Here is an 11540-nt window from a genome sequence, read left to right as displayed (position 1 = left end):
AGCGATTAATTATTAAAATTAAGAAAAGTGGTAAGTATGGTTACTACTACGATGAGCAAGTCTATGGGATGTATTTAGCCGGGGCACGGTGGTATGCGCCTGATTTATACCGCTGGATGAGCCGCGACCCGATTGAGTATGCCGGTGGGGATAATATGTTTGCCTATGTCGCCGGGAACCCAGTGAAGTATGTGGACCCGAGTGGGTTGGATTTCAAGCTGCCAAAGAATCCATCTGGACTAGGTCCCGAGTGGAAAAGAGATTTAAGTCATCGGGATCCTTATGGGGAAAGGTATGTAGACTCATCAGGCCGTCCGTTGGATTTTCACCAAGGAAGACCAAATGATCTGGGATGGAAAGCTAAAGATCATTGGCATGATAGAAATAATTTCGGCAGCAAGCATTTAGAGCCAGGTTGCAAGGTTCCTGATCCTGCTCCGCTAGCTGGCAGGTCCCCTAGTGCACATAACCCGAAACCTAATGGCGAAATTTTACTACCTTGGTGGATGCGTTTACCTACCTTTCTTCCACCTGTGCCATTTTTTGTTATTCCGCGAAATGAAAAAACTAATGAGACATAATTGCATAGTAATAGGAATTAATTGATATGACTAAAATATTAGAATTGCACGACTCTGTCATTCTTAAATTAGAACAAATTGATGGCGATAAAGTTTGTATTCATTTAAATCCAGCGGTTGTTTACCCGAACAGCTCTGCGTTGCCTAAATCGCTAGAGACAGACGATTTATCTGAAGAACGACAAATATTGATCACTATTGAATCTGACCAAATCCCGGATAATATACCTGCATTACCATGTGGAATTTGGAATGGTGGGGTTCAAGCTCCACAAGTAAAATATGACAATGTTATTCCGATTCCATTTGAGTGTGATGCAAAGCAAAAATTAATTACTCTCACCTTAATTTTAATGGATGACTGTCCACCTATAACATTTGTCACATCGTATCTGTCGATTGGGCTAGAAGACTAACAACAAACTGTATCATTTACTAGGCCGTCAAGGTTTAATTCTGGTATTGGGTTATTTTCTCAAGTAAATTGATAGATTCCATTAATAAACGTGGTATTAAAATATTTTCAGTTGCACGAAACAAACACCTAAATCTGGACGATAATTTAGCTGGAAGTGTATTGTTGCGTCGTTGAGTTCAGCTGAAAAAGTAACCCCGTACCCACGGCCATTAAAAAATTAGCCTATCAAAAATAATAGGTTGACCTATTGTTTTTGGTAGGCTAAGCTATGAAAAATGGAACGGCTAATTTATCTCAATTGTATTAGTGCCTTAAAGGCTCGAATTGATTCGAGAAAGGGGCTGGTTCAGGTATTATTAGGGCCTAGGCAAGTCGGGAAAACAACGTCCATACTTAAATTAATTGAAGACTATTATCCGAAGCAGGCGCTGTATGTAAGCGCTGATCAGGTATTTCATGCAGATCGGGAGTGGTTGCAGTTTAATTGGCAGAAAGCCCAAGAAGAGAGGAAGATTCTTTTTATTGATGAAATACAAAAGTCTTATAATTGGTCTGAAACAATTAAATCCCTCTACGACGCTTCAAAGCGAGCAAAGAAGCCAGTTCAGTGCGTATTATTAGGCTCTAGTTCGCTGCAAATTCAAAAAGGACTTAGTGAAAGTTTGACCGGTCGTTTCCAGCTTACGAATGTTTATCATTGGAATTACAAGGAATCGAACGAAGGGTACAAGCTTACTTTTGAAGAGTATTTAAAATTTGGTGGCTATCCGGGGTCGTATCAGTTTATTAATTCAAGTGATTGGGTTAGTTATGTGAGAAATTCGATTATCGCTACGGTGATCGAAAAAGACATTCTTCAGTATCATACAGTTAAGAATCCAGCGCTTTTTCGGCAGGCATTTGAAATACTAATTTCATATCCAGCCCAGGAGATTTCATATACGAAACTCCTCGGGCAGCTTCAAGATCGAGGAAATGTTGAATTAATCAAATACTATCTTTCGCTGTATGAGGGCGCATTCCTGATTAAAACGTTAGATAAGTACTCAAATAAATCTTTTAAGATAAAATCATCATCGCCAAAGATTTTACCAATGGCACCTTGTTTGCCGTATCTGTCTATTCTCGACAAGTATTCTACTGAGGAAACTGGAAGAGCTCTTGAGCTCATGGTCGGGACGCAATTAGTGCGTCTTGATGAGGCGCTATACTACTGGCGTGAAGAGGATAAGGAAGTCGACTTTGTTTTAAAGATTGGTAGGAATTTATATGCGATTGAGGTTAAGAGTGGTCGCTATAAGAATTCAAAAGGCCTTGAAGCATTTCGCAAGAAATTTCCGAATACAAAAGGGCTAATCATTACTCCTGAAAACTATCTGAATTTTGAAGCATCACCAAAGGCATTTATCGAGCAGTATGCACTGTGAATTCATTCCTGGTATTTTTTTCTCCGGCCCGATGCCGATGCCGAGTTCGCTACTAGTATCTGGTTACTTTCTCAAGTCAGTAAATCGATAGATCCCAAGAACAAGCCTGGCACTTAAATATTTTCAGTTGCACGCAACAAACACCCAAATCTGGACGATAATGTAGTTGAAGTGTATTTTACTCTGCAATGGATAAGTAAAAAAGTTAAAAAAGTAACCCGATACCCACGGCCAATTCAAGATTCTCTGCGTAATCCAGGTGTTTCTAGCGTACTGAATATTCCAGAAAAATATGAAGAAGACTTGACTAGATGCTTGAAGAATTACCAGCCCGAGTGGACCCCTATTACGAATAATAGCACTGAACCAATTAGATCATGTATAAATGGAATCGGAATCCCTGGAGTGCCATATATCGATCCGGTAGTGTTCCCTGGTTCCTTGATGGACAAACTAGATGAGGCCGGCATAGTTAAAGAGCATAAACTATATCCATAAAGTAAATTGAATTATGAAGAAAGAATACTTCCAGCTTTAAACCTGGTATTGGGTTACTTTCCCAAGTGAATCGATAGATTCCATTAATACAAGCGTGGCACTAAAATATTTTCAGCTAGACGCAATACGTGCCTAAAGATGGAAAGCCTGTAAAAGTTGTTTGCTCATAATGGCTAATTCCGATAGGAAAAAGATCTACCCTAAACGTAACCCCAACCCCAGTTGCTAAAAGTTCCTTCGGCGAACAAAACTTTCCTCAACGGGTCTGCATTTTGTCCAGTAAAATCAGTTTACTAGACGGTTAAATTTACTGCCTAGAATACAGCATAAGCAACAACTGTTTTGGCACTCAGTCTAACTGATTAAAATAAGTTTGATTATTTCTTTAGATCTACTTTAGATAGGGTAAATGAAGCGCTTTTTACTGATTTCTATACTCGTTTACGCATTGAATTTTGTTACTCACTCCTCAGCAGAACCTTCAAGAGCCCAACCTTCAAGTTTGTGGCTTGAAAAACTAACAAGCCCCGAAGTTCAAACGGCAATCGACAACGGCTACACGCAAATTATTATTCCCACAGGCGGAATCGAACAAAATGGCCCATTCGTGGAACTAGGAAAACATAACCTGATCGTCACGCACCTTTCAGAATTAATCGCCAAAAATCTAGCACAGACCTTAATCGCACCTGTCGTAAAATATGTTCCCGAAGGCGAAATCTCGCCGCCACAAGGTCATATGAAATTTGCTGGCACAATTAGCCTTAAACCCAGCATCTTTACCGCAACAATTCTAGAAATTTGTCGCAGCTTAACGCAACACGGATTTAAAAAAATCATACTGATCGGCGATAGCTACGACAATCAAAAGCCACTCAATGAAGTTGAGAAAATTTGGAAGCAACAAGCAGCAAACCCACAACAGTCGCGCGTGATCTATATCCCCGAGTACTATAACTACCAAGCAATCGAAGGCCTCTTAGACCGTAAAGGCATTAAACGCGTTAAGGAAAATTTTCACGATAGTTTGCCCTTTAGCTTGCAACTCTTAGTGATCGAGCCAAGCGCAGTCCGCAGCGAACAACGCATCAAGGCAAATAATTTCCAAATCGAAGGGGTGAATTTGTTGCCCATTGAAAAATTTATTGCCCTGGGCCAAGAAATAATAGATTTTCGCGCTCAGGAAACAGTAAATGCAATTCGGAATCGAAACTAATATTGGCGTTGATTTATTCGATGAACTTGGCCCGCTTAGCGGGTTATTCAATCCAGCCAGTCGAATTTTTTGGTTCTACCTGCTCACAGCGTTTACTATTGCCCTTGCAGTTTATATCGTCCAAGAAAAAAAACGTAATGCGCCGTCAGTCTTAAAATATCTCTTTCCTAAAGAAATACTACTGCATCGCTCGGCTATCGTTGATTATTTTTACTTTATTATTAACAGCGTAATTTTCTTTTTGTTTCTCGGACCACTCATGCTCTCGACCAATTGGGTTGCAGAGCGCAGTCAGGAAATCTTTGAGAGCTTAGGCGCTCCGGCAGGGCTGTTAGAAATCTCACCTTGGATTGTCAGCGCGGCATTACTTGTGGCGATGGATCTCGCTTTATACTTGGCACACTATCTTAGCCATAAAATTCCTACGCTCTGGGAATTTCATAAGATTCATCACTCAGCTGAAGTGCTTACGCCAATTACTGTATTTCGCATGCATCCTGTAGATGACATCTTGAATATGACATTGAGCGCCCTCAGCGTTGGAGTGACCGCTGGATTTCTCGAGCAGATTGGAGTGGGGCCCTTGTCGCTCTATCTGGTTTCGGGAGTAAATGTGTTTTTAGTAGCTTATTACGTATTTGGCTATAATTTGCGGCACTCTCATATTTGGCTGTCCTATGGATCGATTTTGAGTCGAGTTCTGATTAGCCCTGCGCAACATCAAATTCATCATAGCTCGCTCTCGCGCCACTGGGATAAAAACTTCGGTTTTATTTTTTCACTCTGGGACTGGTTTTTCGGAACTTTATATGTCCCGCAGACAAAAGAGAACTTTCCACTCGGAATTGGTGGAGAGGAAAAAGAGTATTCTAGCGTCTGGCGACTTTATGAATTGCCGTTCGTGAAAAGCTTTAAGCGCCTATTTTCTTCGCGCATCAATAAATGACTTCACGCAGGCACAGACAAAAATCAGTGAAAGCAATCCCATCGCTGCACGGGATACAGTTGCCAAGGGACGGGCAATATCTTCAATGTTGGAAATTAGCGTTGGGATTTGCAGTAACGCTTTAAAATTTCCAATCAGCCCAAGAATTCCTACCCCACAGGCGCCATGCATGGCATGCATGCGGTATTGTTCGTTTTCAGCAAGATGCGCACAATATAAAGCAAGACCTCCAAAGATTGCCGGAATTAAGGCAGTAAAACTTGCCATTCCCGAAAGAATATAGCCAAAAACTGCAAGCACAATCAGCAGATATCCGTATGCGCGTGTTAAATTGATCATTTTTAAAAACTCCTTAGATGTTCGTCTTGATCCTTGAACTTAGGCTTAAACTTTTTTGCCTTACGCCTTTTTCACGCGTAATCGTGAGATTGCCACGACCGCTGACGCAGTCTCGCAATGACAGCATCAGGACAGGGCAAGTTCAAGCCTAATCCAACGGCCAGACCTTGAAACAAATAACCTATTATGGGCAAAGATCAAAATGCTTCGATTTCCCGTCGCATCATGTCGTCAAGGTTACCGCGACGCTCAACCACTCTAAAAGATCCGTCGACGTTCACAAGCACAGCCGCAGGCATATTCATCGAATTATACTCACTCTTCATTGAATGACAGTAAGCACCGACGTTTTCCATGACCATGAGATCACCGACTTGCAGCTCTGGGAATTCCCGCGGCAAGAGTGTGCCGTCACGGGCCACAGTAAAAACGTCTCCCGATTCACAAAGATAGCCTGCTACAACGTAAGGCTTTTTTGGCTCCGCTGCAGTTCTTTCATCGTGAGTTACAAAGCGAATCGCATGAAAGCTCCCATACATTGCTGGGCGGATATTATGGTTTAATCCAGTGTTGACGATTACATAGTTGTATTCTGGCGTTGACTTTACAACTTGCACTTCAGCAAGGAGTGAGCCGCATTCTGCAACAATAAATCTACCTGGTTCAATTTGTAGCTGGACATTTTTGCCATACTCTTGGCAAAAGGCGGCAAAACGCTCAGAGATTTTTTGCCCCCATTCTTCAAGCGGCATCGGTGTGTCAGTGTCTGGATTGTAGACAACCGGAATCCCGCCACCTAAGTCGATAAACTCGAGGTTAGGGAATTGTCGCGCCACACTTAAAGTTAAATCGTTAATCCTCAGCCAGTGATTGAGATCTGTTTCTGAACCAATATGGCAATGTAGGCCTACAAGCTTAAGATCAAACTGCGTTACGAGTTTTTTTACTTCCTCGATTTGGTCAATGTAAATTCCGTGCTTACTTGCTGGCCCACCTGTATTAACCTTATTGTTCTTACCATGCCCTTCTCCAGGATTGAGCCTGATTGAGCAAGGGCTGCCCGGAGTGATTTTTCCGATCAATCGCATTTGATCAAGCGAGCTGCAATTAATTAAAACCTGTTTATCAAGCAGTATATTATAAGCGACTTCTGAGGCAGACTCACCAGTGTAGAGAATTTCGCTTGAGGTGTAGCCAGCATTAATCGCTCGGTAGACTTCATTTAAAGATACTGCATCGATCAAGAGCCCTTCGCTGCGGATGATCTTTAGTGCGGCTCCCAATGTCAGTGCTTTGCAAGCGTAGCGCACCTTGGTGTTTGGGTACGTGAGCGCCTGCTTAATACGTTGGCACTGTCTGCGAATAATTGATTCTTCAAATACGTAAAGTGGAGTATGGAATTGATCTACTAATTTGCGGACTTGAGTATTAGATAGTGCCATGCCTGCAATATACACTGCCTTTAGGAAATATCAATTTTTGTAATTCAAATTCAAGAAAAAAACCGCTACTCACTTGGCTTTAGGCCAAGCAAATAGCGGAACTAACAGGGAAAAGAAATTTGTATTAAAGTGGAGGAATACTTTCGCCTGGGCGAAAAATGCGTCCACTGCCTTTGATCGGTAATTTTTCAATCTTGCCATTGTATGCAAGATAAACGTTATCAGCATTGACTTTAACAAGTTGAGCCTGATTCCAAACCCAGTCGCCTACGGCAAAAACATCCTGACTGCGTGTAAATCCATCTTCAATCACGGCAACTCCACTTTGGTCAACGCTAACCAAACGAACATATAACTTTGAAACTGGAATATCTTTCGCAGCATCACTCTGCATGACAGGGAGTGTCATAAGAACGATAGATATCAGGGCCTGTAAAATCATTTGTAGTAAAACCTTCTAAACACTTATCCCGAATAACTGATAAATTGATTCAGGAAATCTATTTTATCTAATTATTTGGGCTAGTTAGCTATTTAAGGGTCGCATTGATTTATGGAGAAATGATGGGTAATCTGGGGCCCAATGTCAGATATCTCAGCAGTAGAAACAGTCGAGCATCAAAGCGCTATTCCTAGACCTCAGCCTTCGCTTGCACGCCCATTTTTAAAATGGGCAGGGGGAAAGAGCCAAATTCTGCCAGACATCCTTTCACGTATCCCTAAGAATTTTAAAAGTTATTACGAACCGTTCTTGGGTGGCGGAGCAGTCTTTTTCGCGCTGCAACCTAGAGGGGCATCTTTGTCTGACATCAACCCCGAGTTGATTAATGTCTATCAGGTCATCCGCGATCAGCTACCGCAACTCATTCAAGAGCTTTCCAAATTTAAATACTCTGAACGCGAATATTACCGTGTACGTAATCTTGACCGAGACCCAGGGTTCTGGACTTGGTCTAGCGCTGAACGCGCTGCCAGAATAATTTATCTGAACAAAACCTGTTTTAATGGACTGTTCCGCGTTAATCAGCGCGGCCAATTTAATGTGCCCTTCGGCGCCTATCAAAACCCCAAAATACTAGACGCCGAAAATTTAACTGCTTGTTCTCAAGCTCTCCAAGGAGTGGATCTTGCTGTTCGGCCATACTCTAAGATCTTGGAAGTGATCGAGCCTGGTGATTTTATATACGCAGACCCACCCTACGTGCCTATTTCGAAGACAGCTAGTTTTACAAGCTTTGCGAAAACCGGCTTCACTTTAGAAGATCAAGCAGCACTGCGTGATTTTGCCTTAGCCGTAGACCGTAAGGGCGCTTATATTATGCTTTCCAATGCTGATACTCCGCTTACACGCGAGCTTTATCAGTCGTTAAATGTTGTGCAGATTTCAGCTCCGCGAATGATTAGCGCTCGGGGGCAAAGTCGTACAAAAGTGTTTGAAGTTATTGCTACTAATTATTAACAAATAAGGAGCCCGCATGAGAAAAAAGCCAATTGAAGTAATTCTTGCACAGGCAGATTCTGGCGAAAAGGGATTGAAACGTACGCTCACAACCTTGAATATCGTGCTACTTGGTATTGGCGGAATTATCGGTGCTGGGATTTTCGTTTTAACAGGTCAGGCAGCAGCTTCATATGCGGGACCGGCAATTGCAATATCTTTTATCCTTTCAGGCGTGGGCTGTGCATTTGCCGCACTTTGCTATGCCGAGTTTGCAGCAATGATTCCAGTAGCAGGAAGTGCTTACACCTATGCTTATGCAACGCTTGGTGAATTGATTGCCTGGATTATTGGCTGGGATTTGATCCTTGAATACTTATTTGGCGGAGCAACTGTTGCTGTTGGTTGGTCGGGTTATGTTGTCAGTTTCCTTGCCGATCTGGGCATTACTTTTCCTGCGGCTTTAGCTAAATCTCCATTTAGTTATGATCCCAAGACAGGCTGGAGCTCAACTGGATCCTTGATTAATCTGCCTGCAGTTTTAATTGTTGCTGCTTGTACTTGGCTATTAATTCGCGGCATTAGAGAATCTGCAACTTTCAATAATATTGTTGTTTTCATTAAGGTAGCAGTAATTTTGGCGTTTATTATTTTTGGGTTTTCCTATGTAAACATGGATAACCTTACGCCATACATTCCGGAGAATACCGGTAAATTCGGTGAATACGGTTGGAGTGGAATTTTTCGCGGCGCTGCGGTGATTTTCTTTGCTTATATTGGCTTTGATTCTGTTTCGACACTTGCTCAAGAAGCAAAAGATCCTCAGAAATCGATGCCGATCGGAATTATCGGATCGCTAGTGATTTGTACAATCATTTATTTGCTTGTTGCGTTTGTGATGACAGGTATTGTTGCCTATCCCAAATTAAATGATCCAGCTCCAATTGCCGTAGCGATTAACGCTGCCGGTGACGGGCTTTATTGGCTACGTTTCCCCATCAAGATTGGAGCAATCGCTGGATTAAGTTCGGTTGTATTGGTCTTATTATTAGCACAGCCGCGGATCTTTTACTCGATGGCAAATGATGGTCTATTGCCTCAAGTATTCTGCAAGATTCATCCTAAGTTTGGCACTCCTTATGTAGGTACAACCTTGACCGGAGTGCTCGCTGCCGTAGTGGCTGGGTTCTTCCCGATTGGCATTCTAGGCGAGCTTGTATCAATCGGCACACTCTTGGCCTTTGTTTTAGTTTGTGCGGGAATTATTATTCTCAGAAAAACTGATCCGGGAGCACACCGTCCTTTTCGTTGTCCTGCAGTGCCGCTAGTACCAATTCTTGGCGTGCTTGTTGCAGCCGCACAGATGTTGGCGCTACCTCATGATACCTGGCTTCGATTAATTATTTGGATGGCGATTGGTTTTGCCATTTATTTTGGATACGGCAAAAAACATAGCAAGTATCAAAATTAATCATTGTGAATGAATCGTTGTAAATTAATCGTCGTGATCAATTCTGGATAATGTTTTACCGCAGAGCGTTTGGCCATATTTTAGATTTAGTCTTAGTGCTCTTTCCCGCGCTGTTTCTCTTTTTTTATGCTAAAGAATTACATCCAGGAATGGTTGCTTCGTTCATTGGTAGCATTGTGCGCGACGATCTGGTGACAAATCCGCGGGAAGGTTTGTTGATATTTTCGTTTTTGAATATTCCGCTGCGGGTAACCGCAGCGCTGCTGATGCTGATTATTCTTTTTGGCCCATGGTTTATCGATCATGCCTACCTAAGGTCAATGCTCAGTCGCCACACGCTGTTAAATATATTTTTAGCCTTTAGCGTGAGCATGGTGGTTTTGATTGTTGATTGGTTTTTTCTAAGTCACGCAGTTTTTGTGCACACGATTGCAATCCTGCTCAGCGTTGCTCAGCTAATCTATGGTGAGAATTTGACCTGGCTGATTGGTGCGAGTGTGATTTACTCCTTACCCTTGTATTTACTGGCAATGACAAAGGCCTTACTTGAAAAGTAGGGCAGCAAGAAGCATAATCCGCTAAGCAAGTTCTTTGGCAACCAGCGCTGCCGCCAGATTAGCCCGTGCTTGTAAGACTGGGATTTGCTGGGCCAGCGTTTGCTTGATCTCTGCGCGTCTTTCCCAGCTTTGCTTTAAAAACGTATAAAGCGTATCTGCATCAAGATCATCAAAACTAATCGTCGCATCTCGTAGTGGAATTGATTCGATATAATGGCCAACCTTGGGTTGATAGAGCAGTCCAACTACTGGGGTGAGGGCTGAGGATGCGAGAATAATCGAATGTAAGCGCATGCCATAGAGTAGACTTGCCTTACCTAGCACCCCTTTCATGTCGTAGTGATTATATTCTGTGTTGGAAAAAAGAACAGTTTGCTTTGCTTTGGTAACGCGCGTCATTAGTTCTTTAGTGATGGGAACGTCGTGATGCTGAGTGCTGACGAACATAAATGGCACAGATAACTCAGCTCCTAAACGATTCAGCGCGGCGCTATAAATATTCAAGAAATTTTCTTTACCGAGTGGTCCACGCTTCTTGTCTGCCCAGGTATCAAGATATTGATTGATATTGATTGCCAAGATTTCTGTCTGACTTTTGATCCCAAGGCGATCAAGTATTTGTGAAACGCGGTTTGCAGGAGCTGGATCCATTACAAGCGCTGCATCGGCAGTAACTGTAATATTTGTATTCTTTACTCCGATCCCGCGTAATAATTCGAGAGATTGCTGGTCGCGCACAGTAATAAAATCCATCAATTCGGAAATTTCACGAAGCATCTTCTGGCCGTGCTTAGTCGTGACTGGGCCACAACCGACATTGAAGCAACCGAGCTTTCGTCCAGCCTTTTTAATACGTGGAAGCATTAAATAGAGTGAAGACATGTGATTGAAAAGGGGATTATAGAGGGAACGATCGAATAAAATTGCATCAAAAATTAGTGACATATCCGCCCGCAGCATCGAGCGATATGTGGGTAGTCCGAGCATTTTAATGGAAAGCGCCCAGGGGAGCATGCTGATTGGTCGGACTTGAAAAGGATATTCCTCTTGAATGTAACGCGGGCGAATGGTTGGAATTTCATATAAAGCTTTTTCGCCAAGAGCGTGATCGATTGACTGCATGATCCCAGCGACAAGCGCAGCATCGCCAGCATTTCGGCCCGAAGAAGATCCAAGTAAGGTAATAGTTTTCATAATTTTGACGGCC

General features: G+C 42.6%; 12 protein-coding genes. 8 read left to right on the top strand and 4 right to left on the bottom strand.

The features are described 5' to 3' along the window. The 5 genes from JNK13_09915 to JNK13_09895 all read left to right on the top strand — a co-directional run. Positions 1-581 (top strand): RHS repeat-associated core domain-containing protein (locus tag JNK13_09915; protein ID MBL7663054.1); only part of this gene is annotated, 581 nt, incomplete at its 5' end. A 26-nt stretch (positions 582-607) separates the two neighbouring features. Then, positions 608-997 carry a hypothetical protein gene (locus JNK13_09910; GenBank protein MBL7663053.1) on the top strand — a complete coding sequence of 130 codons (390 nt, stop codon included), beginning with the start codon at positions 608-610 and terminating at the stop codon, positions 995-997. A 277-nt stretch (positions 998-1274) separates the two neighbouring features. Then, positions 1275-2426 (top strand): ATP-binding protein, encoded by a 1152-nt coding sequence (locus tag JNK13_09905; protein MBL7663052.1) that lies wholly within the window; start codon positions 1275-1277, stop codon positions 2424-2426. 907 nt (positions 2427-3333) lie between these two features. Further along, positions 3334-4140 (top strand): creatininase family protein, encoded by an 807-nt coding sequence (locus tag JNK13_09900; protein MBL7663051.1) that lies wholly within the window; start codon positions 3334-3336, stop codon positions 4138-4140. Beyond that, positions 4118-5086, top strand: a complete 969-nt coding sequence (locus JNK13_09895; protein ID MBL7663050.1) for a sterol desaturase family protein — start codon at positions 4118-4120, stop codon at positions 5084-5086. Before JNK13_09900 ends, JNK13_09895 begins: the two co-directional genes overlap by 23 nt. On the opposite strand, the gene JNK13_09890 is transcribed toward JNK13_09895, so the two are convergent. From JNK13_09890 to JNK13_09880, 3 genes are all read right to left on the bottom strand, one after another. Continuing rightward, the gene (locus tag JNK13_09890) at positions 5060-5425 is read right to left on the bottom strand and encodes a hypothetical protein (protein ID MBL7663049.1); all 366 of its coding nucleotides are present in this window, start codon (positions 5423-5425) and stop codon (positions 5060-5062) included. The genes JNK13_09895 and JNK13_09890 overlap by 27 nt on opposite strands. A gap of 197 nt (positions 5426-5622) precedes the next feature. Then, complete coding sequence (lysA, locus tag JNK13_09885; GenBank protein MBL7663048.1) at positions 5623-6867, bottom strand: diaminopimelate decarboxylase; 1245 nt, start codon at positions 6865-6867, stop codon at positions 5623-5625. 124 nt (positions 6868-6991) lie between these two features. Beyond that, positions 6992-7276, bottom strand: a complete 285-nt coding sequence (locus JNK13_09880) for a hypothetical protein (protein ID MBL7663047.1) — start codon at positions 7274-7276, stop codon at positions 6992-6994. A 174-nt stretch (positions 7277-7450) separates the two neighbouring features. Between JNK13_09880 and JNK13_09875 the strand changes: the two genes are divergently transcribed. From JNK13_09875 to JNK13_09865, 3 genes are read left to right on the top strand one after another with little or no spacing between them, the layout of a single operon-like run. Next, complete coding sequence (locus tag JNK13_09875; protein MBL7663046.1) at positions 7451-8326, top strand: DNA adenine methylase; 876 nt, start codon at positions 7451-7453, stop codon at positions 8324-8326. 16 nt (positions 8327-8342) lie between these two features. Next, a complete protein-coding gene (locus tag JNK13_09870) occupies positions 8343-9776 on the top strand; it encodes an amino acid permease (GenBank protein MBL7663045.1) in 1434 nt (477 codons plus the stop codon). A 50-nt stretch (positions 9777-9826) separates the two neighbouring features. Continuing rightward, positions 9827-10333, top strand: coding sequence for a hypothetical protein (locus JNK13_09865; protein ID MBL7663044.1), 507 nt, complete (start codon positions 9827-9829; stop codon positions 10331-10333). 21 nt (positions 10334-10354) lie between these two features. On the opposite strand, the gene JNK13_09860 is transcribed toward JNK13_09865, so the two are convergent. Further along, positions 10355-11527 carry a polysaccharide pyruvyl transferase family protein gene (locus tag JNK13_09860; protein ID MBL7663043.1) on the bottom strand — a complete coding sequence of 391 codons (1173 nt, stop codon included), beginning with the start codon at positions 11525-11527 and terminating at the stop codon, positions 10355-10357. Positions 11528-11540: the final 13 nt, after the last annotated feature.

The sequence above is a fragment of the bacterium genome (assembly GCA_016786595.1).
Taxonomy (GTDB): domain Bacteria; phylum Bdellovibrionota_C; class UBA2361; order SZUA-149; family JAEUWB01; genus JAEUWB01.
The sequence above is the reverse complement of the archived record's forward strand: the minus strand, read 5'-3'. Positions and strand labels throughout refer to the sequence as shown.